Raw genomic sequence first — 201 nt, 5'->3', positions numbered from 1 at the left:
TGATCCAGGAAGTCCAGACTTCTTAGATACCGATAGTGACGGAGATGGCTGTAATGATGCAGATGAAGCTTTCGGAGATGCTACAGCCGATGCAGATGATAATGGAAGTTATGGAAGTGGAACACTTACTTTAGGTTCAGGAGTTGATGCCGATGGTACAGTAACTGCTGCAGATTATAGTACAGGAACGAACACAGATGT

At 44.3% G+C, this 201-nt stretch carries 1 protein-coding gene; it reads left to right on the top strand.

Going from position 1 to position 201, the window contains the following annotated elements:
- Positions 1 to 201 (top strand): hypothetical protein (locus Q1A46_RS20910; RefSeq protein WP_299683614.1); only part of this gene is annotated, 201 nt, incomplete at both ends.

It is taken from the genome of uncultured Tenacibaculum sp. (assembly GCF_947502995.1).
Lineage (GTDB): Bacteria > Bacteroidota > Bacteroidia > Flavobacteriales > Flavobacteriaceae > Polaribacter.
The sequence above is the reverse complement of the archived record's forward strand: the minus strand, read 5'-3'. Positions and strand labels throughout refer to the sequence as shown.